Source organism: Paucibacter aquatile (assembly GCF_002885975.1).
Lineage (GTDB): Bacteria > Pseudomonadota > Gammaproteobacteria > Burkholderiales > Burkholderiaceae_C > Paucibacter_A > Paucibacter_A aquatilis.
Window position 1 is genome coordinate 1515109 of the sequence record NZ_POSP01000003.1, and the last position, 25909, is coordinate 1541017.

23 protein-coding genes are annotated in these 25909 nt (G+C 62.1%); 6 read left to right on the plus strand and 17 right to left on the minus strand.

What is annotated here, in order from left to right:
- The first annotated feature begins 13 nt into the window (after nucleotides 1-13).
- The 5 genes from C1O66_RS09730 to C1O66_RS09745 all read left to right on the plus strand — a co-directional run bounded on the left by C1O66_RS09730 (nucleotide 14) and on the right by C1O66_RS09745 (nucleotide 5684).
- A complete protein-coding gene (locus C1O66_RS09730) occupies nucleotides 14-598 on the plus strand; it encodes a serine O-acetyltransferase (protein WP_243392760.1) in 585 nt (194 codons plus the stop codon).
- Nucleotides 592-1860 carry an O-antigen ligase family protein gene (locus tag C1O66_RS09735; protein WP_133155157.1) on the plus strand — a complete coding sequence of 423 codons (1269 nt, stop codon included), beginning with the start codon at nucleotides 592-594 and terminating at the stop codon, nucleotides 1858-1860. The genes C1O66_RS09730 and C1O66_RS09735 overlap by 7 nt, the downstream gene beginning before the upstream one ends.
- 8 nt (nucleotides 1861-1868) lie before the next feature.
- Entirely contained in the window at nucleotides 1869-3812 is a 1944-nt protein-coding gene (gene asnB / locus C1O66_RS09740) for an asparagine synthase (glutamine-hydrolyzing) (RefSeq protein ID WP_102767699.1), read from the plus strand.
- 128 nt (nucleotides 3813-3940) lie between these two features.
- A complete protein-coding gene (locus C1O66_RS23655; RefSeq protein ID WP_133155158.1) occupies nucleotides 3941-4579 on the plus strand; it encodes a hypothetical protein in 639 nt (212 codons plus the stop codon).
- Nucleotides 4557-5684, plus strand: coding sequence for a glycosyltransferase family 4 protein (locus C1O66_RS09745; RefSeq protein ID WP_102767700.1), 1128 nt, complete (start codon nucleotides 4557-4559; stop codon nucleotides 5682-5684). Before C1O66_RS23655 ends, C1O66_RS09745 begins: the two co-directional genes overlap by 23 nt.
- 139 nt (nucleotides 5685-5823) lie before the next feature.
- Here C1O66_RS09745 and C1O66_RS09750 read toward each other — a convergent pair whose 3' ends face one another.
- The 13 genes from C1O66_RS09750 to C1O66_RS09810 form a co-directional block, all read right to left on the minus strand.
- Nucleotides 5824-6846 carry an NAD-dependent epimerase/dehydratase family protein gene (locus C1O66_RS09750; protein WP_102767701.1) on the minus strand — a complete coding sequence of 341 codons (1023 nt, stop codon included), beginning with the start codon at nucleotides 6844-6846 and terminating at the stop codon, nucleotides 5824-5826.
- 19 nt (nucleotides 6847-6865) lie between these two features.
- A complete protein-coding gene (gene tviB, locus C1O66_RS09755; RefSeq protein WP_102767702.1) occupies nucleotides 6866-8152 on the minus strand; it encodes a Vi polysaccharide biosynthesis UDP-N-acetylglucosamine C-6 dehydrogenase TviB in 1287 nt (428 codons plus the stop codon).
- Between the two features lie 154 nt (nucleotides 8153-8306).
- Entirely contained in the window at nucleotides 8307-10166 is a 1860-nt protein-coding gene (locus C1O66_RS24605; RefSeq protein ID WP_102767703.1) for a polysaccharide biosynthesis protein, read from the minus strand.
- Between the two features lie 65 nt (nucleotides 10167-10231).
- The gene (locus C1O66_RS09765) at nucleotides 10232-10825 is read right to left on the minus strand and encodes a sugar transferase (RefSeq protein WP_102767704.1); all 594 of its coding nucleotides are present in this window, start codon (nucleotides 10823-10825) and stop codon (nucleotides 10232-10234) included.
- 30 nt (nucleotides 10826-10855) lie between these two features.
- Complete coding sequence (locus C1O66_RS09770) at nucleotides 10856-12025, minus strand: DegT/DnrJ/EryC1/StrS family aminotransferase (protein WP_102769574.1); 1170 nt, start codon at nucleotides 12023-12025, stop codon at nucleotides 10856-10858.
- A gap of 10 nt (nucleotides 12026-12035) precedes the next feature.
- The gene (locus tag C1O66_RS09775; protein ID WP_102767705.1) at nucleotides 12036-12752 is read right to left on the minus strand and encodes a class I SAM-dependent methyltransferase; all 717 of its coding nucleotides are present in this window, start codon (nucleotides 12750-12752) and stop codon (nucleotides 12036-12038) included.
- Nucleotides 12749-14029, minus strand: a complete 1281-nt coding sequence (locus C1O66_RS09780) for a glycosyltransferase family 4 protein (RefSeq protein ID WP_102767706.1) — start codon at nucleotides 14027-14029, stop codon at nucleotides 12749-12751. Before C1O66_RS09780 ends, C1O66_RS09775 begins: the two co-directional genes overlap by 4 nt.
- Complete coding sequence (locus C1O66_RS09785) at nucleotides 14026-15123, minus strand: glycosyltransferase (protein ID WP_243392761.1); 1098 nt, start codon at nucleotides 15121-15123, stop codon at nucleotides 14026-14028. Before C1O66_RS09785 ends, C1O66_RS09780 begins: the two co-directional genes overlap by 4 nt.
- Nucleotides 15120-15770, minus strand: a complete 651-nt coding sequence (locus tag C1O66_RS09790; RefSeq protein ID WP_102767708.1) for an acyltransferase — start codon at nucleotides 15768-15770, stop codon at nucleotides 15120-15122. Before C1O66_RS09790 ends, C1O66_RS09785 begins: the two co-directional genes overlap by 4 nt.
- A 46-nt stretch (nucleotides 15771-15816) precedes the next feature.
- The gene (locus C1O66_RS09795) at nucleotides 15817-17061 is read right to left on the minus strand and encodes a lipopolysaccharide biosynthesis protein (RefSeq protein WP_102767709.1); all 1245 of its coding nucleotides are present in this window, start codon (nucleotides 17059-17061) and stop codon (nucleotides 15817-15819) included.
- Between the two features lie 10 nt (nucleotides 17062-17071).
- Entirely contained in the window at nucleotides 17072-18169 is a 1098-nt protein-coding gene (locus tag C1O66_RS09800; RefSeq protein WP_102769575.1) for a DegT/DnrJ/EryC1/StrS family aminotransferase, read from the minus strand.
- 5 nt (nucleotides 18170-18174) lie between these two features.
- Nucleotides 18175-18771: an acyltransferase gene (locus tag C1O66_RS09805; RefSeq protein WP_102767710.1), complete on the minus strand. Its 597-nt coding sequence runs from the start codon at nucleotides 18769-18771 to the stop codon at nucleotides 18175-18177.
- Nucleotides 18772-18773: 2 nt separating this feature from the next.
- On the minus strand, nucleotides 18774-19832 hold the full coding sequence (locus tag C1O66_RS09810) for a Gfo/Idh/MocA family protein (protein WP_102769576.1): 1059 nt from the start codon (nucleotides 19830-19832) through the stop codon (nucleotides 18774-18776).
- Between the two features lie 110 nt (nucleotides 19833-19942).
- Between C1O66_RS09810 and lysS the strand changes: the two genes are divergently transcribed.
- Nucleotides 19943-21469 (plus strand): lysine--tRNA ligase, encoded by a 1527-nt coding sequence (lysS, locus tag C1O66_RS09815; protein ID WP_102767711.1) that lies wholly within the window; start codon nucleotides 19943-19945, stop codon nucleotides 21467-21469.
- A 69-nt stretch (nucleotides 21470-21538) separates the two neighbouring features.
- Here lysS and C1O66_RS09820 read toward each other — a convergent pair whose 3' ends face one another.
- The 4 genes from C1O66_RS09820 to C1O66_RS09835 are packed head-to-tail and all read right to left on the minus strand — an operon-like array spanning nucleotide 21539 to nucleotide 25862.
- A complete protein-coding gene (locus tag C1O66_RS09820; protein WP_102767712.1) occupies nucleotides 21539-22336 on the minus strand; it encodes an enoyl-CoA hydratase in 798 nt (265 codons plus the stop codon).
- Between the two features lie 19 nt (nucleotides 22337-22355).
- Nucleotides 22356-23591, minus strand: a complete 1236-nt coding sequence (locus C1O66_RS09825) for a DUF3108 domain-containing protein (protein WP_102767713.1) — start codon at nucleotides 23589-23591, stop codon at nucleotides 22356-22358.
- Nucleotides 23576-25372, minus strand: a complete 1797-nt coding sequence (locus C1O66_RS09830; RefSeq protein WP_243392762.1) for a M61 family metallopeptidase — start codon at nucleotides 25370-25372, stop codon at nucleotides 23576-23578. Before C1O66_RS09830 ends, C1O66_RS09825 begins: the two co-directional genes overlap by 16 nt.
- Before the next feature lie 4 nt (nucleotides 25373-25376).
- A complete protein-coding gene (locus C1O66_RS09835; protein ID WP_102767714.1) occupies nucleotides 25377-25862 on the minus strand; it encodes a DUF3429 domain-containing protein in 486 nt (161 codons plus the stop codon).
- Nucleotides 25863-25909 lie beyond the last annotated feature (47 nt).

Sequence of the window (25909 nt, forward strand, 5' to 3'; positions counted from 1 at the left end):
CGATTTAGTTCGCATGCTGGAAGCAGATCGCCTGTCGCGCGGGGAGAAGAGGACTCGTCCGCGCCTGATTGGCGATGACATCTGGAAATACCAGATCATCCTACGCCACTACGAGTATTGGCTCAAGAAGCGAGGCTTTTTTGCGACCTTGGCGCGCAGTTACTGGCATTACCGATACTACAAGCAATCAATCAGACTTAATTTTGAGATTCCACCTTTCGTGTTCGCCGCCGGGTTGAGCATCGCTCATCGCGGGCCAATAATCATTAACCCTAATTCACGAATTGGCGAGAACTGTCGAATCCATTCGGGCGTGAATATTGGCACTGCAGCTGGTACGCAAAACTCGGCACCAACCTTAGGAGACAACTGTTACATCGGGCCAGGCGCCAAACTTTTCGGCGCCATTCGAATTGCCGACGGAGTTGCCATCGCGGCTCAAGCTGTAGTGAACAAATCATGTGAAACGGAAGGCGTCACTCTTGGCGGAGTGCCTGCTCGTGTCATTGCAATGCGGAGCGCCAAGGATTACATCATTCCGGGCGCAACCATTTATGACAAGAGCGCAGCATCCACGGGAAGGCAGGCTTCGTGTTGAAGGCTGGAGTTTCGTTACCAAAGTCAAGTCGCAAGTTTGGCGATCTGTCACTCATCGCTCTTGCACTATTTGTTCCAGGCCACCTTTTCAGCTGGACTTTGGAATGGTTGTGGTTGGCAGTTCAATTACTCGCGGGTGGTCTTGCGATTTTGTTCGCAAGGCGCCCAAATCAAGCCACGGCAGCTATCCCGCCAATTATTTGGCTTCTCACCCTAACGGCTCTCACGTTTTCAGGGTGTCTCAGCGCGATATATGGTCACGCCGCGGTCGGCATTCCACTCGACAACGGTGACTTGGTCGACCTCGTACGCTTCTTGTTCTTCATTCCTTTGGCACTGCACATAGGTGCCTGTATGGAGAGCCGCCATTTAGAGGCCGTTAGCAAGCTGATGAAGTTCTGCGTTCTTCTCAACATTGGCTGCACCATCGTCCTAGTTTTCGAGTTACCCTTTCTAATTGATCTCGTCTTGGCGATTTACCGCGACGCCAAAGTGCAATACGCCATCAATCATATTCGGATTGGCATACCATTCGCCAACCCAAATTTTGCAGCATTAGTCTTTACACTCATGCTCGCCTATTTCCTGTTTTTCGACAGATCCATCCGATTCGCGGCCCTGACTCTGCTTGCAATCATTCTGACCGGCTCTCGCTCAGGCTACATTGCTGCAACACCGTTGCTATTGCTTGGTTATTTTGAATTTCTGTTTCATTCGGCTACAAGTGGAAAGCGGATTGCCTTCTTTTTGGTAATTCATGGTGCTGCGGTTGCCGCCGCCGGCCAACTTGCCGATACCTTTGGGGGCTTTAGCAGAGTCAGTGAGTTGGTAGTTGCTCTTCAAGGGGGTGATCTGGGTCAGGTCAACACAGCAAACATCAGGTTCGAACTTATCGACAACGCCTTGAGATTTATTCATGATTCGCCAGTTTTGGGTGTCGGTCCTGGGCGCGCGCTTGGCCTCGACGTGGTCGACTCACAGTTGGCGTCGTGGCCTCTCAATTACGGCATTCCGGCTGCACTCTTGCTCTACGGGCTGTTCATGGCTCCTATGGCACTGCTGGCCATCAAGGCATCGAAGCCGATTCATCGCTGGGCTGCTATTGCGACGCTGCTGGCATTTTTCTTGATGCTGGGAACCGGTGATTTCATGAAGAACTATCGTTTGTTCTACCTTGTTTTGATGCTTATGCACTTCATGCATTTGGCAGCAATGCGGACCGATCCAGGTCACCCCCTCAACCTCCGTTCTTCGCTCAGCTAAATATCTATATGTGCGGAATCGCTGGCTTTACAGCACTAAACCGGGACTCGTTCGAATCAGCAGAGGCGATTCTGTTGGGGCAACTCGACCGTATCGCTCGTCGTGGACCGGATTCGCAGGGCGCGTGGTTTGATCGTCATTTGGGCGTCGCCTTAGGTCACCGTCGCCTGGCGATTGTTGAGCTCTCGAGCGCCGGCCATCAGCCCATGATTTCACCTGGCGAACGTTATGTCATCACCTACAATGGTGAAATCTATAATCATCATGAGATTCGAGAATCTCTAACTCAGCAAAATCGTGCGCCGGTTTGGCGTGGACATTCCGACACAGAGACGTTGATCGCCGCCATTGAAGCCTGGGGCATACAGGCAGCACTTTCCCGTTGTGTCGGAATGTTTTCGTTTGCGTTGCTTGATCGGCAGGAAGGACGCCTGTATCTTGCACGAGACAGATTTGGCGAGAAGCCGCTGTACTACGGCATTTCCGGTCAGGGAAAAAATCACCGTTTTGTGTTCGCTTCAGAGCTTTCGGCGATTACCACCGTTCCCGGATTCAATACCTCACTCAATCCAGTCGCCATTGGCGGCCTTCTTCAGTTCGGCTATATCGGAGCGCCAGAAACAATTTACGAAAAAGTTCACCAGTTGTCGCCAGCGTCCCTTCTAGAACTGGATCTTGCCAGTGGCGCAATGACCGTTCGATCTTACTGGGACCCAATTGCCGCGGCGCTTCAAGCGCGTCAGAACCCGTTCAAAGGCAACGATACAGATGCAATTGACGCACTAGATGCGGTACTGGGGCGCGCAATCGAAGACCAGATGGTTGCCGACGTCCCTCTGGGTGCATTCCTGTCTGGAGGTATCGACTCCACGACAGTGGTGGCGATGATGGCCCGCCGTTCCCCAAAGCGAGTCAGGACCTTTACGATCGGGTTTCACGAAGCGGCGCACAATGAGGCCCCGTTCGCGCGCGAGGTGGCGCGACACCTTGGCACAGAGCATACGGAACACTATCTTAGTGACCAGGAAGCCTTGGACATTATTCCTAAGCTTCCTGAAATATACAGCGAGCCGTTTGGTGATTCGTCCCAGATTCCTACCTATTTGGTCGCTAAGCTGGCGCGGCAGCATGTCGCAGTTTCGTTGTCAGGCGATGCGGGCGACGAACTCTTTGCGGGCTACAACCGTTACATGTTCGCAAACTCAACTTGGCGGAAGCTTCAGCGTATACCGGGACCATTAAGGCGAGGTGCAGCACAAATCCTGGCTTGTGCATCGCATACCACTCTGGAAAACCTAGGCAAGGGGTATCACGCGATCGCTAGTAATAGAGCTGGCATCAGTAATTTTCCCGATAAGGCTACGAAAGCGATTCGGGTGCTGGGTGCACGCCATGCGGAGGACTTATATCACGGCGCTGTGTCCTTCTGGCACCCTTCTCCAATGATTGGTTACGATCGTCAGCACCAAGCTATCCAAATGCGGCATGGCCTTGGCGCCGTCGAGTCCATGATGCTCATGGACACCGTTAACTACTTGCCGGGGGATATCCTCCACAAGGTGGATCGGGCTTGCATGGGTGTTTCATTGGAGGGGCGCATTCCTTTCTTGGATCACCGTGTCTACGAGTTCGCATGGTCTCTCCCAATGAACTACAAGATCCGTGACGGGCAGAGCAAATGGTTGTTGAGGCGATTGCTGGACCGGCACGTCCCTCGTTCGCTGATGGAACGACCAAAAATGGGCTTTGCGTTACCGTTGGCTGCTTGGTTACGTGGGCCACTGCGGCCTTGGGCTGAGCATCTGCTTTCTGAGCACTCTTTGCGAGAAGTGCCGGGCCTTGACGGCGCACGCGTGATCAGTGCTTGGCGCATACACCTCGAAGGTCGGCGCAACATGACCGAACAACTTTGGCCCATCTTGTCACTGCAAGCTTGGCGGCAAGCTCGTTAAGGACTTAGTGCGCAGAGTTCACCGCTCACATGTTGATCCATTTAAATTCCGTACGGACAGTCAAGTGGCGCCTAGTCTCACTGTGGCTGGTTACCCTGGTTACCGCCATGGCGGCCGTAGGATGGGCTATGAACGTCCCCAAGGACATGACTGATGCGGACCGCAGGGCATTAGCGAGTATGGGAATGACCCCTACAAATAGAGCCGCGACTTATGAGGAGGAATTAGTCCATATCCGTTCCGTTCAGCAAAATGTGTTGCGCGTCATCAAGGTCGATGGGGCCACGCCTCCACAGGGTCATGCCGTGGAACCAGCAGAGTTATTGCAAAGAGGCAGAGGGGCCTGCTATGAGTTGAGTCGAACGATAGAAAAGGGACTCTCCTTGCACAAACTAGAGACTCGCCGCGTGTTCTTTCTCTATCGTCAAAATCAGCCCTTTATGAGCGCAATGTTCCGCAGAGGGCACCCTAGCCATGCTGCAGTTGAAGTTCGAACAAGCAAGGGATGGCTGCTGGTAGACTCAATCACTCCTTGGATGGCGCTAGACCTAGAAGGAATGCCGGTTGCTGCAAACGGTATCTGGGCCCACCCTGAGCGCTTTGGCAACGAAGCGCCGTACCACATACTCCTCTCCTCTTGGGCTATTCGCGGCTTTTACTCACGCAGAGGGCAACTTTATGGATCACCAATTCCAGCACCCGAAGTGAACTGGCGTGAGCTAAGCGGCTGGCTACTTTCCTCTGATGAAGATCGTCATTTGTATTAATACCGCCTGGAACATTCTCAATTTCCGGCGAGGCTTGATCGAGGCGCTACTGCAAGACGGTCACCAAGTGATCGCACTGGCGCCACGCGACTCGTTTGCCAATGAACTGGTTGCACTCGGATGCCAGTTTGTCGATATGCCCATGCCTAATGGCGGCACGAATCCAATCGAAGACTTGCGTCTGCTTTCACGAATGAAAGGGTACTTTCGCGCAGAGCGCCCGGACATTTTGCTCAGCTATACAGCTAAACCCAACATCTACGGATCAATCGCAGCGAAAGCTACCGGCATTCCCGTGATTAACAACGTAGCTGGGCTCGGCGCTGCATTTATTTCCAAAAGCCTCCTAACGGTTGTCGTGAAAATTCTTTACCGCCACGCCTTGCGAACTTCGGATCGTGTGTTCTTTCAGAACGCGACGGACCGTGACCTATTCGTAACCGAACGTTTAGTCGATGTGAAGCAGACTGGTCTTTTGCCTGGCTCCGGCATTAATCTCAAACGCTTTCAGCCGGAAACAAGAAAACGAGCGAATGAACCATTTCGGTTCTTGCTGATTGGCCGGATGTTGCGAGACAAGGGTGTAGTGGAGTTCGTTGAAGCAGCCAGAGAACTTGGACGTAGACACCATAACGTTGATTTCGCACTCCTAGGAGCTGCCGATTATGACAACCCGGCGGCGATATCCCGCCAACAAGTGGACGAGTGGGTTAGGGACGGCTTGGTGACATATCTAGGAACACGCAAGGACGTCCGCGCAGAAATCGCTGCTGCAGATTGCGTGGTGCTGCCGTCATATCGTGAAGGTACGCCACGAACGCTCCTTGAAGCAGCAGCTATGGCGAAGCCGATTGTGGCTACCGACGCCGTTGGTTGCCGCGAGGTCGTTGCGCATGGGGAAAACGGTCTGCTTTGCCGAGTAGCAGATGCCGCCGACTTGGCGGCAAAACTAGAACAAATGCTTCTTCTCAGCGATGAAGCTCGCGCCGCAATGGGCGCTGCTGGACGCCTCAAGATGCAGCGCGAATTCGACGAAACCCTGGTCATCCAGCATTACCGCAAGGCTATTGCTGAGATTGCACGCGAAAGCCACCCCAACAAATGAAATGCCGAATGCGGCAATGGGCAGCCGTGCTCGGCCGAGACAGAAACTAATTGGCACGGACCAACAATCTCCTAGATCAATTCTAGGGTGTTTATGACTCAGGTCGCCCACCATGGCTGGCGGTAGCGGGCGAACACAGTCAGCGATTCCTAACGTACCAAGACAAAGATTCGTCCAGCCCCTCCTTGAGAAGGTGAGTGGGCTCATAGCCGAGCAGCCGTCGCGCCTTGCCGATATCAGCTTGGCTATGCAGCACATCGCCAGCACGAAAGTCACGATAAACCGGCCGAGCCTTACTGTCGACACCTTCCGCAAGCAGACCATCTCGAAGAAGATCAAACAGTTGGTTTAATGATGTGCGATCGCCTACCGCGACGTTGTAGACCTGACTGCGTGCCGATATATCTTCGACGGTAGCGGCCAGGATATTCGCCTGCACCGCGTTTGCCACGTAGCAGAAATCCCGGCTAGTTTCGCCGTCGCCGTTGATGAACACGGTCTCGCCGTCGATCAGCGCCGCAGCCCACTTCGGGATCACCGCGGCATAGGCGCCGTTGGGATCCTGCCGGCGGCCGAACACGTTGAAATAACGCAGGCCGACCGTCGTGAAGCCGTAGCTGCGGGCGAAGACGTCCGCGTACAACTCGTTCACGTACTTCGTCACCGCGTAGGGCGACAGCGGGTTGCCGATGTTCTCTTCGACCTTGGGCAACGCCGGGTGATCCCCATAGGTGCTGCTGCTGGCCGCGTAGGTGAAGCTCTGGACCTGCCCGTCGCGCGCGGCGACGAGCATGTTCAGGAAGCCGGTGACGTTGGCCGCGTTGGTCGTGATCGGGTCGGCCAGGCTGCGGGGCACCGAGCCCAGCGCAGCCTGATGCAGCACGTAATCCACGCCGGCGCACGCGTCGCGGCAGGTCTGCTCGTCGCGGATGTCGCCTTCGATAAAGCGGAATCGCGCCCACTGGCTCGCGCTCACCAGGCCGCGCACCTCGTCGAGGTTGCGCTGGTGTCCGGTGGCGAAGTTGTCCAGGCCCACCACGGTCTGATCCAGCGTCAGCAGCGTCTCCAGCAGGTTGCTGCCGATGAAGCCGGCCACGCCGGTGATCAACCAGGTGCGCGGTGTGGCCCGCAGCGTGGCGCGCGTATCGTCATAACGGGTCATGCGTCTGCCCTTGCCGCGATCACAAGCGGCCGTCGGCGGCGCCCAGGGGCAGCAGGCCCTTGACGTCGAACAGCACCGCGTCGGGCTTGCCCAGCGCCTTGATGCCCTGCTCGCCAAGCGTCGCGAACTGGTGGTGGCCCACGGCCAGCACGATCGCGTCGTACGTGCCCGATGCCGGCATCTCGGCCAGGCACTGCACGCCGTACTCATGCTCGGCCTCGGCCAGATCGATCCACGGGTCGTAGATATCCACGCCGGTGTTGTACTGCTGCAGCGCACGGACGATGTCCACCACCTTCGTGTTGCGCACGTCGGGGCAGTTTTCCTTGAAGGTCAGACCCAGCACCAGCACCTTGCCGCCCAGGACCGGCTTGTTCTTGCGCAGCATCAGCTTGACGGTCTCGTCGGCGACGTGACGGGCCATGCTGTCGTTGATGCGCCGGCCAGCCAGGATCACCTCGGGGTGGTAGCCGACCTCCTGCGCCTTGTGCGTCAGGTAGTACGGGTCGACGCCGATGCAGTGGCCGCCGACCAGCCCCGGACGGAAGGGCAGGAAGTTCCACTTCGTGCCGGCGGCGATCAGCACCTCGTGCGTGTCGATACCCAGCCTGTGGAAGATCAGGCTCAGCTCATTCATCAGCGCGATGTTCACGTCGCGCTGGGTGTTCTCGATCACCTTGGCGGCTTCGGCCACCTTGATGCTGCTGGCCTTGTGGGTGCCCGCGACAATGATCGAAGCGTACAGCGCGTCCACTTCGTCGGCGATCGCAGGCGTGCTGCCGCTGGTGACCTTCTTGATGGTCGGCAGGCGGTGTTCCTTGTCGCCCGGGTTGATGCGCTCGGGGCTGTAGCCGCAGAAGATGTCAACGTTGAACTTCAAGCCGCTGACGCGCTCCAGGATGGGCACGCAAACTTCCTCGGTGGCACCGGGGTACACGGTCGATTCGTAGATCACGATGTCGCCGCGCTTGAGTACCTTGCCCACGGTCTCGCTGGCCTTGACCAGCGGCGTCATGTCGGGGCGATTGGCCTGGTCGACCGGGGTCGGCACAGTGACGATGAACACCCGCGCCTGCCTCAAATCGTCGAGGCGGTCGGTGTAGGTCAGGCGGCCGGCTTCGGCTAACTCTTCCGGGCTGCACTCGAGCGTGTGGTCCTGCCCGCCCTGGAGCTCCGCGACGCGCTTGGCGTTGATGTCGAAGCCGATGACAGCGCGGCGCTTACCGAACTCGACAGCGAGCGGAAGGCCGACATAACCGAGGCCGACAACGGCAACGACCTTCTCTTCCTGATTTTGATAACTCATATTGATTCTCGAAAATTACTGCCCTTGACTGCTGATACGGCTCCGATCGAGAGGGCGACATGTCCCCGCAACAGGGGATCAGGCGGTTCGCAGCGGCCCGCAGTCTACCTTGCGGATGTTGCCGGTGCGCCGAGCCGGCAACGGCGAAGCGCTCTCACCGCGGCTGGTACTCGCTGACAAAGTGACGCAGCCTCAGCCGCGTATCACGCGAATCGCCTGGGTCACGGCCCACCATCAGCCAGGTCAGCAACTCGGCCAACCAGGCTTCCGAACCGCGATCATGCAGCCGCGCGATGCGCAGCCGCGGATGCGGCGAGGACAGAGTTTCGTCGGCGTCGGCGAGCAGCTCCTCGTAGAGCTTCTCGCCGGGGCGCAATCCAGTGAAGGCGATACGCGTTTCGGCATGGCCGCTCATTCGCAACAAGTTACGAGCTAGGTCGACAATCTTGACCGGCTCGCCCATGTCCAGTACGTAGACTTGGCCGTTATCGGCCATCGAAGCCGCCTGCAGCACCAGCCCAGCTGCTTCCGGGATAGTCATGAAGTAGCGAGTAATGTCGGGGTGCGTCACTGTCAGCGGGCCACCGGTGGTGAGTTGCTCCTTGAACTTGGGAATTACACTGCCACTAGAACCCAGCACATTGCCGAAACGCACCGCCGTCAACTTGGTGGCGCCGCCACGGGCCGCGAAGCTTGATAGCACCATCTCGGAGGCGCGTTTGCTAGCGCCCATCACATTCGTCGGATTGACCGCCTTGTCGGTAGAGATCAGCACAAATCGCTCTGCTTCGAACTCTATTGCCGCCGATGCCGCGCGGTAGGTGCCCAGGGTGTTGTTGCGCAAGCAGGCCCACGCGTTTTCTTCTTCCATCAGCGGCACGTGCTTGTAGGCAGCGGCATGAAAGACGATTTGGGGCTTGTACTTGCCGAAGACGTAGCGCAGATGCTCCAGATCCTTCACGTCGCCGACGAGGCGAACCAAGGGGATGTGGGGGAACTTCTCGCCCAGTTCCTGTTCGATGGTGTAGAGCGCGAACTCTGAGAGTTCGTACAGGACGATCCTCGAGGGGCCATAACGGGCCACTTGCCGGCACAGCTCGGAGCCGATGGAGCCGCCCGCGCCGGTGATCAGGACCACCTTGCCGTTCAGGCATTCGCTGATGCCGCCTTCGTCCAATTCCACGGGCTCTCGCCCCAGCAGATCCTCGGGCTCGATGTCGCGCACCTGATCGACGTTGCGACCGGCCAGCAGTTCCTGGCTGCTGGGCACGGTCAGCACCGGCAGGCCGGCCTGAGCCGCCAGGTCCAGGGCGCGGCGGCGTTGGGCCGTGCTCGCCGCGGGCATGGCCACGATCAGGTGGGTGATGCCGTGCAGTTCGGAGAATTGCTTGACCTGCTCAAGACCGCCCAGCACCGGGACGCCGCCGACACGCGCGCCCCGCTTCTCGGGCGCATCGTCCAGATAGCCCACCACCACCCAACCCTGGCTGTGCTGGATGCCGGCCACCAGCAGGCGCCCGGCATCGCCCGCGCCCATGACCAAGGCGCGACGCTGTTCCTGAGCGCTGCCGCTGATGCGGCTGCGCATGTGCTCGTAGAGCATGCGATAGCCCATGCGCAGCATGGCCAGGCCCATCAGCGCAAAGAGTGGATGCAAAGCCAGCACCGCACGAGGCACCTTGCTGAGTTGGGCCATCAAGACCAGGGTGGCGCCGATCAGGCCGGCGATCAGGCAGGCCAGGGCCAGGCGCTGAACCTCACCAAATCCCGAGAAACGCCACATGCCCTTGGGCACCTTGAGGCCCTTGAGCACCAGGGCATAGAGCAGCACAAAGCCGAGCAGCACCCAGTGGTCATAGCCCGGGCGCGCACTGAACCAGCGCTCAAAACCCAAACGGAACAGGTAGGTGGCCTGCCAGGCCAGAGCAACCACGGCCAGGTCCAGCAGCAAGGCCAGGGCCTCACGCTGTGGCCGGATGCGGGTCAGGAAGGCATCGAGGGACAACCAGTTCATGGCAGGGGTTCTGTTTCTTTTTGTTGTGGTGGGCAGGGCAATTCAGCAGAGGCCGAAGATCGGCTTCAGTGGCGCAGAGCGCCGAGCGTGGCCAGGATCAGGCGCAGATCACCCCAGACGCTGGCGTCGCGCACATAGTCGCCCGCGATCCGCAGCTTGGCGGGCAGGATGACCTCGACATACTCGCGCTCCGGGTCGGCCGCACGCGCCAGGATCTCGCTCTCATGGCGGAACTGCAATGACGCGGGGTCGGTGATGCCCGGCCGCACCGACAGCACCAGCTCACGCTGCTCCGGTGTGTACAGCGCCACATAGCGTGGCACCTCGGGCCGGGGCCCAACCAGGCTCATGGCGCCGCGAAACACATCCCAGAGCTGCGGCAATTCATCGATCTTGCTGGCACGCAAAAAACGGCCGCTGCGTGTGATGCGCGGGTCATCCCCGACCGTGATCTGCGGGCCCAAGGCCGGCGCATCCACCCGCATGCTGCGGAATTTGTGGATGGAGAACGGTTTGCCAAAGCGCCCCACCCGCTCCTGCCGGAACAGCACCGGGCCCGGCGAATCGAGCTTGATCCAGATCGCCACCAGGATCCACAGCGGCGACAGGAGCAGCAGCCCCAGGCCCGCGCAGAACACATCAAACAAGCGCTTGGCCATGGTGGTGAAGCATCCGGTCCAGCGAGGCGTTCAAGCGAGGGCGATGCGGCGGACGGCCGCAATCACGCGCTGCACATCGGCATCGCTCATGGCGGTGTAGAGCGGGATGCTGAAGCTGCGCTCGTAGGCCTTTTGCGAATGCGGGAACTGCTCGGGCGCCAGGCCGTAGCGATCGCGCCAGTAAGGCTGCAGATGCAAGGGGATGTAGTGCACGCTGCAGCCAATGCCGGCGGCGAACATGGCCTCGATGAAGGCATCACGTTCGATCTTGGCCGCATCGCTGAGGCGCAGCACGTAGAGATGCCAGCTGTGCACATCACCCTCGACCGCCTTGGGCGGCAAGATCAAAGGCAGGTCCGCAAAGGCCTCGTTGTACGCCGCAGCAATCTGCTCGCGCCGCGCCTGGAAGGCCTGGATGCGCTTGAGCTGGTGGATGCCCAATGCCGCTGCGATATCGGTCAGGTTGTACTTGAAGCCCGGGGCCACGATCTCGTAATACCAGCTCGGGACCTTGGCAGTGAAGCGGTCAAAGGCATCGCGATTCATGCCATGCAGGCGCATGACCTTGGCCCGCTTGGCCAGCTCGGCATTGCGCGTCACCAGCATGCCTCCCTCGCCCGTGGTCATGGTCTTGTTGGCGTAGAAGCTGAACACCGTGGCATCGCTGCCCATGGTGCCGATCAGCTCCTTCTCCAGCGTGGTGGGCAGGGCATGGGCGGCGTCTTCCAGCACGCGCAGACCGTGCTTGCGGGCGATGTCCAGGATGGCAATCATGTCCACCGCCAGGCCGGCGTAATGCACCGGAATGATGCAGCGGGTGCGGGGCGTGATGGCGGCCTCAACCAGGCGAGGGTCGATATTGAGGGTTGCGGGGTCGATGTCCACCAGCACCACGTCCGCACCGAGATAACGCACCACCTCGGCGGTGGCGGTGAAGGTGTGGGTGGTGGTGATGACTTCATCGCCGGGGCCGATACCCATGGCCTCCAGCGCCAGATGCAGGCCGGCGGTGGCGGAGTTGACGGCGATGCACTCGATCTCGGGCTCGCCAAGGAAGGCAGCGAAGTCCTGCTCGAAGCGCTTGGCCTTGGGGCCGGTGGTCACCCAGCCGGAGCGCAAGGTGTCCACCACCTCATGGATCTCGTCCTCACCAATTTCGGGCAAGGCAAAGGGCAGGAACGGCAGGGGCGACTCACTCATGGCGGACATTTCAGACAGACGACGTTTTCTTCTCGATCACAGCCAGCACATGGGTGCGCAGCCAGGGGATGCTGTTGAACCAGCTGTAGGCCTGCGGATGCAGGCGGCAGACCCAGCGCGCCAGCGGCGGCGCCAGGGTCAGGCGTTGCCAGCGGATGGACTCCGCCTCAGGGAACAGGGCCCGCACACGCGCCAGCGGCACGCCGCGCACATCGGCATTGCGTGGATTGTCGACGATGAAGTCGTACCAGAGCACGGCGCCGCCCGGCTTGAGCCAGCGCCACATGGCCTGGGCCACAGCCTGCTGCACGCTGTCGCTCAGAATCGAGGAGAACACCGTGGACTGCAGGATCAAGTCCTGGCTCTGTGCCTCGATAGCCGCCGCCGAGGCATCGCCCTGGTGCAGCTGCAGCGCCGCGGGCAGAAACTCGCGCGCAGCGGCGTGCCGCTCGGGCAGCAACTCGACGCCCTGCAGATGCTCGGGCCGCAGGCCCAGACGCAAAAACTCCAGCAAATTGCCACCGGCGCCGCAGCCCACCTCGGTCAGCCGCCAGTCGGCCACGGCGCCGGGCCGCACCGCCAGCTCACGCAGCAAGGCGCGCTGGCGCTCCTGCAGCATCTGCCAGACCTCGGGCCGCAGCAGGCTGTAGCGATCGCCCAGGCCGGCCGTGGCACGGCGCTGGTAACGCTGGGCGATGGCGTCGAGTTCGGTCTGGCGCTGGATCATGGCCGTGGCCCCTCGCCCTCAGCCTTCGGCGCCAGAGCGGACAGAGCCGCTAAAAAGCGCCTCGCCAGGACCGGATAGCTGTGCTCGGCCAACACAAAAGCACGGCCACGCTCGCCCATGGCGGCGCGCTCCGCAGCGCTCAGCGCCGCCAGGCGCAACACGCCATCGGCCACCGCCTGCGCGTCCTCGGGTGGCACGGTCAAGCCGGCGCCGGCTTCGCGCACCGGGTCGTTGCCGGCCTCCACCGAATGCAGCACCGGCCGTCGCGCCATCATGTAGTCCATCAGCTTGTTGGGTGCGATGCCGAATCGGTAGATCGGCGTGCGTTGCCAGCCGATGTAGGCGATGTCAAAGCGAGCCAGCAAGGCGGGGATCTGGGCCTTGGGGATGGCATCGAAACAGCGCACCTGGCTCAGGCCCTCGGCCGCCACGCGGGCCTGCAGGCGGGCCTTCTCGTGGCCGCCACCGACCATGACGATGGCCACGCGCCGAGCCGGGCTGCCCGCGGGCGCCTGCTGCAGCAGGCGGGCGGCGTCGAGCAGCACATCGAGCGCATTGGGCAGGCCGTGCGAGCCCGCATAGCCCAGCACCAGCTGGCCCTGCGCCGCCAAAGCATCCAGGTGCGCGGCCAGCTCGCCCTGCAGCGGCGCGGGCGGCGCCGTGTCGGACCACTCATCCAGCGCAATGCCATTGGGCACGATGTGCAGCTTGCGCAGATCCAGGCCATGGGCGGCCATGTGCTCATGCACCTTGGGCAGCATGGAGACCACCACATCGGCATCGCGGTAGGCGTCGTTCTCGGCCTTCTGGCAAAGCATGGCAAAGGGATGGTACGGCGACATGCCCGAAAGCTCGATCGGCGACAGGGGCCAGAGGTCGTGCACCTCGTAGACCAGCTGCGCACGGGCCAGACTCGCAATCTTGCGCGCCACCCAGATGTCCATGGGGTAAGTGCTGGACGCGATCACCGCATCGGGCTGGAAACCCTCGGCCAGATTCTTGCCATCGCCCCAGACCTGCCGGCAAAAAGACCCGATATTGCGCAAGCGCCCCAGCCCATTGCCTTGGTACTCGGGCGTGTCATACCAGCAGTAGTGCACGCCGTCGATGATCTGCACGCCCGGCTGAGGCTCGGTGGCGCGCACATGCGATTTCACCGAACCCAGGATCAGCACCTGGTGGCCCATGCGCACCCATTCCCGCGCCAGGTAGAAGGGGCGGAACTCCATGCCGTGCTGCGGTGAGCCGGCGTAATGGTTGATGAGCAGGATCTTCACGGGGCAGACAGTTCTTTCAATCGGGTCAGGAAGCGCTGCACCGCCGGTGCAAACAAGCCATGGCGGGCCACCCAGTCGCGGTTGGCGGCTGCCGCCGCAGCGGTGTCCAGCGCCAGCAAACGGCCTGGCAAGGCTTCGCGTGCGGCCTCGTTCTCTGGGTCCAGGATCAGGCCGCGGCCAGGCTCTGGCAGCAGCTCGTGGTTGGCGGGCAGATCCGAGAGCACTGGCACGCAGCCATGGGCCATGGCCTCCAGCACCGACACCGCCACCGAGTCACTCTGGGGCAGGCTCAGATACCAGCGGGCGCGGGCGTACTGCTCGGCCTGGCGCTTGGCGTCCAGGCGACCAACGAACTGGATGCGCTCGGCCAGATCGGCGCCCAGGGCCCGTGCTTGAGCCTCCAAGGCCGCACGCAGCGAGCCGTCGTTGGCGATCACCAGCTGGGCCTCCGGCTGCTGCCTGGCAATGGCCGCGAAGGTGTCGATCACACGTTCGGGCCGGTAAATGGGCTCCAGCCCCCGGTTGGCAAAAAACAGCCAGGGCTGCTTGCGAGCCGGCGGCTTGGGCATGGCTTCCAGGCCGAAGGGAAAGGTCATCACCTCCCCTGCCCCCAAGTCCTTCATCCGGGCCGTCATGTGCTGCGAATCAGAGGTGCACACGCTGCAGGCCTTCAAGACCTTGCGGGTGAGCCAGCGGTAAGGCCAGCTCTGCTCGGGCGTGACGAGGATGTCACTGCCCCAGGCCGAGCCCGCGATGCGGGCGCGCAGGCGCCAGCCGCGCCGGGCCATCCAGGCCAGGGTGCCGTGCGAGGTCAGGTAATGGGCATGCAGCCAATCGGCATCGACACGGGCCAGCCATTCCGCCAGCGCCGGCAGCTGCTTCAGCAAGGCCACATTGCCGCCGGCATGCGCCGGGTCGGTGTTCATCGCATAGCGCCGCGCCGCCGGCAGCACGGCCTCGAAGTCGGGCAGAAAGCCCCGCGAAGAGGCCGCCCACAGCTCCACCTGCGGCGCCAGCGCCCGCGCCCATTTCAGCAGGTGCGGGCTCTCGCCATCACCGATCAAGACCAGGCGCAAGGCCTTCAACTCACTCACGCCGACACCTCGTCGACGGCGCTCGGCAAGGCGCCGGCCCAGGCCAGGTAATGCGGCTGCAGCTCCGGGTGCTGGGCCAACAGACGCGCATCCATGCGCCGCGTGTCACCCACCTGCTGGGCCGGGTTGCCCGCGATGATGGCGAAATCCGGGAACTCACCGCTGACCAGCGAGTAGGCCGACACGATGCAGCCCTTGCCCAGCCGGGTGCCGGGCAGCAGCGTGGCATGGGCGCCGACAAAACAATAAGGGCCGAGCGAGACCGGCGCCTTGAAATAGGCCTGCTTCTCGGGCGTGCTGACATAGGCCCGGCCATACAGGCGGATGGCGGCATGGCTGGAATGGCTGAACAAGCCGGTGAAAAAGCCGATCTGGCAGCCCTCGCCGATGTGCAGCCCGCCACTGGCATCGAGCACGCTGAAGTGGCCGATGAACACATGGTCGCCCACATCCAGCGCCGGCCGGTCGAACACCTCGCTGGTGTTGCTGATGCGGGTGTTGGGCAGAAAGACTCCGTCACCGCGCACAAAGCCCCAGACCATGCGCGTGCCCCACAGGCGCGAAGCCAGCAGCTTGAGCGGCTGCCAGGCGCGCCGCCACAGGGGCGCAGCAGGCAAGGTGTCAGGGTACGGGGAAGGTCGGTTCATCTCTCGATCAAGCAAGCAGGACGGCGGAACAAAACGGGCGAAGGGCTCAACTCAAGCTCGCACGCGCCGGAACCACGGCGGCGCGGGCGGGCAAGGCCAGGAAAAAGTACATGAAGTAGGCCGACATCATCGCAGACACCCCCCAGGCCGCGCCGATCAAGCCGCCCCAGAACAGGCCCAGGCCTAAGCCCAGGGCAAAGGCCAACTGCCCCCACAGCGCCAGACGCAGCGCCCAGGCCTGCTGACCCCAGGCCAGTGTGGCCACCGACAGCGGCGAGGCAACGAAATGCAGGGCGATATAGGGCGCCAGCGCGCGGGCCAATTGCCCGGCCTCGCGCCAGCGCTCGCCGAACAGCCAGACGAACAGGTCCGGCCCCCAGACCATCAGCAGCACCGCCAAACTCAAGCCGAGGGCCAGCAGCAGCAGCAGAAGGCGCTGTACCAGCTGACGCGCCTGTTCGACGGTCTGCAAGGCCACCAAGCGGGTGTACAGCGGCTGCGACAAGGCACTGCCCACCAAACCCGCCGGCGCCTTCAGATAGCGCAAGGCCAAGGCCCAAAAGCCGGCCGAGGCATCACCGAGCCACCACACCAACAAAAACAGCGCCAGGCTGTCCTGCAAGGCCCCGGCAAAGGCATGGGGCGTGTTGAGCAGAGGGAACTCGCGATGGCGTCGCGCCATGGCCCGCAGCTCCACCCAGGGCTGGCGCCACAACATCTGCCAGCCCCCGGCCGGCGCCGGCCGGGCCAAGACCAAGGCCGCGGCGAGGCCCGCGACGATAGGGCCGAGCAGCAAGCCCCAAACCCCGAAGGCCAGCAGACCCAGACCCAGCTGCAACAGGGCTGCGCCGCCATACTGCAGCACGCGGGCCAGGGCCGTGGCACTGAAGCGTCCTACCCGGCTGGCCCAGAGCGTGAGCCACTGGCTCAGCCCGCCCGCCAGCACCGCCAACGGCAAAAGCAAGGCTGGGCCCTGCCCAGCCTCTGCGAGCCAAGCCAAGATCAAGCCCACCAACGCCGCCACACCAGTCATGGCCAGCAAGAGCCGGGCACACAAAGCCATCAGGACCGCAGCGTCCGCCTCCTCGGTCTCCAGCGGCAGGGCGAACTCATAGCGGGCGCAGGCCACCACCGCCAAATTGGCCGCCAGCGCCCACAAGCTGGCGAACTGACCAAACTCCTCCGGGCTGTAGATCCGCGTCAGCCAAGGCCCCAGCAACAAAGGCAGAGCCTGGGCGAGCACGCCCCCGGCCAGCAGGGTCAGGGTGGACCTCAGCAGCCCGGAGCGCATCTCGCGACGGTCACACCTTCAAGGCCTTGGCCAACTCAGCGACCACTCGGTCCTGTTGCTCTTGGGTAAGGTCGGGGCTCATGGGCAAGCTCATCACCCGCTGGCCTGCCAACTCGCTGTGCGGGTGAGACAGGCCTTGCCCGTATGACTGATATGCCGGCTGCAGGTGCAAGGGGCGGGGGTAGTGGATCGCAGTCGGGATGCCTGCAGTCTGAAGAGCCTGCTGCACCTTGGGGCGGTCATTCAGGATGACCGTGAACTGCGCCCAAACGCAATTCCGATCCGGTCGAACGGCCAGACGCTGAACCGGCAAATCACTCAGCAGATGCTGATAGCGATCACCCAAACGCAAACGCTGCTCGATTTCCCAATCGAAGCGCTCAAGTTTGGCCAGCACGACTGCGCACTGCAAGGTGTCCATTCGCCCACCTACACCCAAGCGCGTGTGGGTGTAACGCTGACTTTGACCGTGTACCCGAATTTCTCGGGCCGCTTGAGCGAGCGCGTCATCATTCGTGAACAAAGCACCACCGTCCCCATAGCACCCCAAAGGCTTGCTCGGAAAAAAGCTGGTGGCTCCAAAGGTCGACAGGCCACAGCTCTTTTTGCCCTTGTAGCTGGCACCAAAACTCTGTGCAGCATCTTCGATCACTGGCAAATTGCCGTGACGGGCTGCAATGGCATTGATCTCGTCCATATCAGCCACCTGCCCGTAGAGGCTGACAGGCATGATGGCGCGTGTGCGTGAAGTGATGGCCGCCTCTATCTTGGTGACATCGATATTGCAGGTGTCAGGTTCAATATCAACGAACACCGGTACGCCACCGAGAAGCACAATGACCTCGGCCGTAGCTGCAAATGTGAACGGCGTGGTGATGACTTCATCTCCAGGCTTCAAATCCAGCGCCATGAGGGCGATCAGCAAAGCCTCAGTACCACTCGACACGGTGACGCAGTGCTTGGAGCCAACGTAGGCCGCGAGTTTTTCTTCCAACTCTTTAACTTCCGGCCCCATGATGTACTGCCCATGATCCAGAACAGCCTGGATACGCGCATCAATGCTGGACTTCAAGGCCAGGTATTGAGCCTTGAGGTCGATGAACGGCAAATTGCTCATTGCTTATCTTTTCCCACTTCAACCAATTCACACGAGTCGCCCCGCAAGAGATAGCGATCGCCCGTATGCAGGCATGTTGTCTCGGCATACCCTTGCAAGGGCAACTCCAATCGCTCACCAAAGCGACTCATCCAACCAATGCGCCGAGCCGGAACCCCGACAACAAGCGCGAAGTCTGGAATGTCTTTTTGCACGACGGCGCCTGCTCCGACAAACGCATACCGACCCACGGTGTTGCCACAAACAATGGTGCAATTCGCACCCAAGGTCGCGCCTTGCCGGATGAGGGTGCGGCGGTACTCGTTCTTGCGCGCCACGGCGGCACGAGGGTTGTACACATTGGTGAACACCATGCTCGGACCGCAGAACACGTCGTCTTCAAGCGTTACGGCGTCGTACACCGACACATTATTTTGGATGCGGACGTTGTCACCAATTTGCACGTCGTTGCCTACGTACACACCTTGCCCCAAAGCGCAACGAGCACCAATTTTTGCGCCCGGACTCACGTGCGCGAAATGCCAAACCTTGGTGCCTTCACCCAACTCAGCGCCCTCATCCACGATGGCGCTTTCATGCTTCCAGTAAGCCATGATCAAAACACCAGGGGAAGGCCGACGCGCTGCCCATCCCTGGCGCTGCGATAAGCGGCCACCAAGACTTCAAGCGATCGCAAGCCCTCGTAACCGTCGACCTCAGCGCTGGCCTCGCCACGCAGGGTTTTGATCACATTGTCGTAATAGAGCGGGTGACCAAAGCCATAGACACTGCCTGTGTCGTAGCTCGCAGCTTTGATCAATTCATCGTCCGGATGCGGATCGGAAAACTGCCAGTGTTCGATCTTGTTCACTGCCGTCCCGCCAATCTTCACCGTGCCCTTTTCACCAAGAATGGTGATCGACCCTTCCAGATTTTGAGGGTAGGTCAACATAGTCACATTGATGGAAGCGAGCCCTCCATGGCGAAGACGCGCGCTGAGTACCCCTGTGTCTTCCGCTTCGATATCACGATCTAACGTCGCCGTGTATGCATGCACGCTGTCGATGGGACCGACCAGCCAGTCCAAGAGGTCCACATAGTGACTGGCTTGATTCATGAAGGCACCACCATCCAGGTCCCAACGACCGCGCCATTTGGCTGCGTCGTAGTAACTTTGGGGGCGGGTCCAGAACACATTCACAGTGCTCATAAAAATGCGGCCGAAACGGCCTTGCTGGATAGCTTTGCGGACCAATTGCACGGTGGTATTCAAACGATTTTGCTTCACCACAAAGAGCTTGACCCCTGCGTCACGGCAAGCCTGAACCATGGCCATGCCTTGTTCAAATTTCGTGGCCATCGGCTTCTCGCTCAGCACGTGAAACCCTGCACGAGCCGCCTCAATTGCTTGCAGAGGATGAAGGCCGCTGGGCGTGGTCAACACGACGATGTCTGCTTCAGCTTCGGCCAACATCTGCGTGTAACTGCTGAAACCCTGAGCACCTGTCGCGGCCGTTGCTGCAGCCAAAGCCTCGGGCAAGATGTCACACACCGCAACCAATTCCGCACGATCTCGATGTTTGGCAAGAGCTTCGAAATGGTTCTTGGCAATACGGCCGCAGCCGACCAAAGCAAATCGAATGGGTCGGTCCAGGATAGGAAATGTTGCGCTCATGAGAAGGCCACCGAACATCGGGTACCTGTGGTTACGAATGATCAACATTCTAGGGTGCATCAAAGCACGCTTCGATAAGCGCCTAAAATCGGAGCAAATTCAACGAGTTGATGATGACCCAGCACACCCCTCCCGCTCCGCACCACGCCCCTGCAGCCCAGGACGAGAACCAGCTGATCACCGAACGCCGCGAGAAACTGGCCGCGCTGCGTGCCAAGACCGCCGTCCCCTTCCCCAACGATTTCAAACCCCAGCACCGCGCCCTGCCGCTGAACCAGCGTTATGGCGATCTGGACAATGAAACGCTGGAGCCGCAGGCCGTGGCCGTCTCGGTGGCGGGCCGCCTGATGCTCAAGCGCGTGATGGGCAAGGCCTCCTTCGGCACCCTGCAAGACGCGACCGGCCGCATCCAGCTCTTCGTCACCAAGGACGGGGTCGGCGAGGAAAGCTACGACGCCTTCAAGCACATGGACCTGGGCGACATCGTCGGCGCCGAAGGCCAGCTCTTCAAGACCAAGACCGGCGAGCTGTCGGTGCGCGTCACCACCTTGCGCCTGCTGACCAAGAGCCTGCGCCCCTTGCCGGACAAGTTCCACGGCATGGCCGACCAGGAACAGAAGTACCGCCAGCGCTATGTCGACCTGATCACCGACGAGCACGCCCGCGCCCGCTTCATCGCCCGCTCCAAGGCCGTGTCCTCGATCCGCAGCTTCATGGTCGAGCACAGCTTCCTGGAAGTGGAAACGCCCATGCTGCACCCGATCCCGGGTGGCGCGAACGCCAAGCCCTTCATCACGCATCACAACGCGCTGGACCAGGAGATGTACCTGCGCATCGCGCCCGAGCTCTACCTCAAGCGCCTGATCGTGGGCGGCTTCGAGCGCGTGTTCGAGATCAACCGCAACTTCCGCAACGAAGGCATCTCGGTCCGGCACAACCCCGAGTTCACGATGATGGAGTTCTATGCGGCCTACTGGACGCACCATGATCTGATGGACTTCACCGAGGAAGTGTTGCGCCACGCCGCGCGCGCCGCCACCGGCAATGCCCGCGTCAGCTACGCCGGCAAGGACGTGCATCTGGACGAGCCCTTTGCTCGCCTCTCGGTGCGCCAATCCCTGGTCGTGCATGCCGGCCTGAGCGAGGCCGAGGCCGACGACGCCGAGCTGCTGCGCGCCAAGCTCAAGGACCTGGGCGAAGAAGCACCCAAGCACTGGACCCTGCCCGAGCTGCAGTTCGGCATGTTCGAGGCCGTTGTGGAAGAGAAACTCTGGCAGCCGACCTTCATCATCGACTACCCCGTCGAGGTCTCGCCCCTGGCCCGTGCCTCGGACAGCAACCCCAAGATCACCGAGCGCTTCGAGCTCTTCATCACCGGCCGCGAGTACGCCAATGGCTTCTCCGAGCTGAATGACGCCGAAGACCAGGCCGCCCGCTTCCACGCCCAGGTGGCCAACAAGGACGCCGGCGACGAGGAAGCGATGTTCTTTGACGCCGACTTCATTCGCGCCCTGGAATACGGCATGCCCCCGACCGGCGGCTGCGGCATCGGCATCGACCGCCTGATGATGTTGATCACCGATTCGCCCAGCATCCGCGACATCATCTTGTTCCCGGCGCTGCGCCGCGAGGCCTGATCGCTCAAGCGACGGGCATCAAAAGAAGGGGAGGCCATGGCCTCCCCTTTTTTATTTCAGCGCCGGTGTTCAGCGCTTGCCGTGCTTGAAGACTGGCGGCCGCTTGTTCAAGAACGCATCCATGCCCTCGCGCTGGTCGTCGGTGCCAAACACCGCATGGAAAACACGTCGCTCCGAGGTGACGCCCTCTTTCAAGCCGCTCTCGAAGCTGCGGTTGACCAGCTCCTTGATCAGCTGCAGGGCCGGGGCGCTGAAGCCGTTGATGGCCTCGGCGGCCGCCAGGGTTTCTTCCAGCAGCTTGTCCGCCGGCACCACGCGTGAGACCAGGCCGCTGCGCTCGGCCTCGGTCGCGTCCATCATGCGGGCGGTCAGCAGCAGGTCCATGGCCTTGGCCTTGCCCACGGCGCGCGGCAGGCGCTGGGTACCGCCGGCACCCGGCGTCACGCCGAGCTTCACTTCCGGCTGGCCGAACTTGGCGGTGTCGGCCGCGATGATGAAGTCGCACATCATGGCCAGCTCGCAGCCGCCACCCAGGGCGAAGCCGGCCACGGCTGCGATTACCGGCTTCTTCACGCGCAGGATGTGCTCCCAGTTGCGCGTGATCATGTCGGTGCGCACGGCGCTCTGGAAGTCGTGCTGGGCCAGGGTCGGGATGTCGGCACCGGCGGCGAAGGCACGCTCGGAGCCGGTCAGCACGATGCAGCCGATGCTGTCGTCGGCATCAAAAGCCAGCAGGGCCTCGCCCAGCTCGTCGAACAGCGGATCGCTCAGCGCGTTCAAGGCCTTGGGGCGGTTCAGGGTGATCAGGGCGGTCTTGCGCGGGCCGTCGCCGTGCACGGCGGTGATGATGCATTCGTAACTGCTCATATGAGTCTCACTCCTTGGCTCAGGGAAGGTTGGGGTTCGGGGTCTCGATCTTGGGCTTCACTATAGGCGCTGGGGCAGGCGAGCCCTCGGCCGCCTGGGCCGGCGGCGCCTTGAGCATGAGATCGATGTAGGTCTGTTCGTCCTGGCGGATGCGCAGGCGCACGGGCAGGTATTGCAAGGTGGGCGCCAGCCAGACTTCGGCGGTCAGGTCGCCACCGCCGGCCACCACCGAGGGCTTGAGATGCCAGGTGTCGAGCTCGCCCATGGGCGTGGCCAGGGTTTCGCGCCCCAGCACCTCGTAGCGCCAACGGTACTGGCGGCGCGGCAGGGCCAGCGGCAGTTCCAGCACAAGGCCTTCGCGCAAGCTCTGGCGGCCGGTCAGAAACAGCCAGGTCAGCTGCACGAACTGGCTGGCGGCATCCTGCATGCCGGGCGCGGACGGCTCGACCCGACCATTGGCCAGCGTCAGCTGATCCCCCTGAAAGAGCACGCTGACGCGACGCCGGCTGCTGAACAGCACCCGCGTGTCCTCGTCATACCGTTGCGGGGCGATGCCATCGGGCGTCAGACGGCCATCGCTGCTCATACGGCGCGAGATCAAGGGCGCAAAGCTGGGACCCACCGAAACGTCCAGATGCACCTGGTAGCGACTGCCCTCGCGGATCCATTCCACCTGTGCCTCGCCGGTGACGGCACCGCGGTAATTGCCGGTCAAGTCGTAACGCAAACGGGTCGAGGGCGGCCATTCGGGGCCGGGTTGAAAGCTTGGGCCCTCGGCTGAGGCCTGGCTTGCCGCTGAACCTGCGGCTTGGCTCGTAGCAGCAGCAGCTTCGGCACTGGCCGCCAGCTCAGGCAAGGGCGGGACCGGTTCAAGCTCGGGCCTGCTGGCAGCAGGTTCGGGCAGCAAGGCCTTGTCGGGCTCCGGTTGTGCCGGCTCCGGCACAGATGCCGAAGCCGCCTGCGCATGGGCGGGCGCCGCCCCGAGCGGCTTCTTGCTCACCGGCCGCAAGAGTGCCGGTGCTGCGGCCGGCGCGGCAGGCGGTCGACTCTGCTTCAACTCGCTCACATAGCTGACGCTGAGCCTGGGCGGCATCTCCGCCAGCTCGGTCCAGCGCTGGTGCATCTCGAGGACGGCCTCACCCAGACAGCCGTGCAGGACCAGCACCGGCAGCGTCAAGGCGGCCGGTAGCCACCAGGAGCGGCGCGCTGCCAATGGCTGCCCCCCGCGGGTCAGCTGAATCAGCCCGTCAGCCATGCCCGGCGCAGGCTCAGTGCACGCGCGGGCGCCTTGTCGGCCAGGCACAGCTGCACAGGCGTGGTGCTGGAGCTGACGGTGGCCCCCGCGCTGCTGCTCGGCAAATCGAGCCGCAATTCAAGCAGGCGCTGGTCGCGCGACACCAGCAGTTGCAGCTCTTGCTGTCCCGGCGCCAGGGTCAGCAAGGCGTCATCAAGGCGGCGCAGGCGCCAGCCCTGGCAGCCGATGATTTCATCGCCGGCACACAGGCCCGAGGTGGCAGCGGCCGAGCCTGCCAGCACCTGCTTGACGCTGATCGGGCCGCTGGCGTCATGGAGACGCAGGCCCAGGCGCTGGGCCAGGGTTTGCTTGTCGGCGCGCAGTTGCACGCCCAGGCGCTCAAACAAGGGCAGCAAGGGCAGATCCTCGGTGCCATGCACCCACTGCGCCAACTGCTGAGCGACAGCCGGCCCACCCAGCTCAGCCAACAGATTCAGGATGTCGGCCTCGCGGATTCCGCCCGTGGCTCCCTCTCCCGCCGCATGACGCTGCCACAGCCCCCGCATCAGCTCATCGAGACTGGTGGCGGGCTCTCCATCGGCATGCCGCAGACGCAGGGTCAAATCCAAGGCGAGGGCCAGCAAAGCGCCCTTGCCGTAATAGCTGATGGTGCTGTTGGGCGAGTTCTCATCCTGGCGGTAGTACTTGACCCAGGCATCGAAGCTGGCCATGGCCACGCTCTGCACCTTGCGCCCCGGCGTCGCAAGGACACCGCTGAGGGTGGCGGAAAGCAGCTTGAGGTAGCGCGACTCGTCGATCAGGCCGGTGCGCACCAGCATCAACTCGTCGTAGTAGGAAGTGAAGCCCTCGAAGAACCACAGCAGCTCGGTGTAGTTCTCCTGGGCGTAATCCAGGCGCAGGTAATTGGCCGGACGCAGGCGCTTGACGTTCCAGGTGTGAAAGTACTCGTGGCTGATCAAGCCGAGCAGGCGGACATAGCCCTCGCTGCTTTCGGTCTGACCATGACGCGGCAGATCCCGGCGCGGTGACAGCAAGGCCGTGCTGGCGCGGTGCTCCAGACCGCCATAGCCCTCGTCCACGGTATTCAGGAAGAAGACATAACGCTCAAAGGGCAAGGGGCTGCGCCGCTTGCCCATCGGGCCATGCCAGAACTGGATCTGCGCCTCGCAGATGCGCTGGGTGTCAGCCAGCAGGCGCTCGCCATCAAAGGACGGCAAGGCGCCGCTGACCACCAGCTGATGCTCCACGCCGCAGGCACTGAACCGCGCCTGCCAGAAGCACCCCAGCTCAAAGGGATGATCGATCAACTCGTCATAGTCGGCCGCGACATAGCTGCCATCAGCGTTCTGCGGCATCGCTGTGGCCACCTGCCAGCCCTCGGGCAAGCCGGCCAGTTCCAGCACATGAGGCTGGTCTTCGCGTCCATGGATGCGCAGGCACAGGCTGCTGCCGTTGAAGAAGCCGCGCTCGACGTCCAGAAAGGCGGCGCGCACCGAAGGATCAAATGCATAAACACGGTAGCGCAGCACCAAGGCGCTGCGGCCGCTGCACGCGACGCGCCAGCTGGCCTTGTCCACTTGCTCCAGCTCCAGCTCGCGGCTGCCCTGGCTGGCCGTGAGGCCGCTCAGGTGGCGAGCAAACTCGCGCAGCAGATAGCTGCCCGGAATCCAGGCCGGCAGACTGACGGTCTGCTCGGCCGCCGGTGCGGCCAAGGTCAGGGTGACCAGGAACTGGTGTTCGCGCGCCCGATCGAGCTCGATGCGATAACGAATATCGGCCACGGTCTCAGCTCCCTGCCGCCGCCAGGAAGCAGCACAGGGCAGCGCCTGCGCTCAGACGGAAACGCAAGGTCAGCCAGGCTGCAGCGCCAAACGCGGGGTAAAGCCGACGATCCACCAGATAGCAAATGATCAACATGCCGCCTTGCAAGACCAGGCCGGCATAGGCTGGCATCACCACCGCCACCCAGGCGCCCAGCGAGGGCATGATGCCCCAGACAAAGGGCTGGGCCGTGGCCTCGGGCATGCGAAAAGCAAAGCCCCAGTAGATGCCGCCGAGAAATGAGATCACCAAGGCCGCATAGGCCGAAGTGGCCAGGGTCACGAAGGCATGGGCCTCGAGGTTGCGGTCACCGATCAGCCAGATCAGCACGGCCCCGGCCACAAAGGGCAGGAGGCCCAGATGTCCCAGCTTCAATGCCACCGGGTGCAATGGCAGAGGAGAGAGCGTGTTCATCGGCTTGGGGGGCTCGGCACTAGGGGCGGCAGACATGCAGGGATGCTCCGGGTCAACAAGAATTCAGGGGCCATTCAGCGAGG